The organism is Enterobacter sp. Ap-867 (assembly GCF_011752855.1).
Taxonomy (GTDB): Bacteria; Pseudomonadota; Gammaproteobacteria; order Enterobacterales; family Enterobacteriaceae; genus Cedecea.
In genome coordinates, this window is sequence record NZ_VWWS01000027.1 from 1 (window position 1) to 523 (window position 523).

Annotated in this window: 2 tRNA genes and 1 rRNA gene; all 3 read left to right on the plus strand. The window is 48.9% G+C overall.

Going from position 1 to position 523, the window contains the following annotated elements:
- Nucleotides 1-80: ribosomal RNA gene (locus F3J26_RS22530) — 16S ribosomal RNA — on the plus strand; the annotation flags it as partial.
- A 68-nt stretch (nucleotides 81-148) separates the two neighbouring features.
- A tRNA-Ile gene (locus F3J26_RS22535) sits at nucleotides 149-225 on the plus strand.
- 112 nt (nucleotides 226-337) lie between these two features.
- A tRNA-Ala gene (locus F3J26_RS22540) sits at nucleotides 338-413 on the plus strand.
- Nucleotides 414-523: the final 110 nt, after the last annotated feature.

Consider the following 523-nt stretch of genomic DNA (forward strand, 5'->3'; position numbering starts at 1 on the left):
TTACCACTTTGTGATTCATGACTGGGGTGAAGTCGTAACAAGGTAACCGTAGGGGAACCTGCGGTTGGATCACCTCCTTACCTAAAAGATACAACCCGCGTAGTGCTCACACAGATTGTCTGATAGAAAACGAGCAGTAAAACCTTATAGGCTTGTAGCTCAGGTGGTTAGAGCGCACCCCTGATAAGGGTGAGGTCGGTGGTTCAAGTCCACTCAGGCCTACCAAATTTTCCCCTGTTCTGCGTTGCACCTCAGACTCGCATACCTCAGTATGCGTCGCTAAGTTGCGCCTTGACCAGATGAAAATCATGGTAATCAAAGGTTTTACGAAATCGATGGGGCTATAGCTCAGCTGGGAGAGCGCCTGCCTTGCACGCAGGAGGTCAGCGGTTCGATCCCGCTTAGCTCCACCATCATTTCATGCACCAAAACTTACTTCAGAGTGTACCGGTGACGGTGTACTGCGAAGTATTTGCTCTTTAACAATCCGGAACAAGCTGAAAATTGAAACGACATGTCGTCT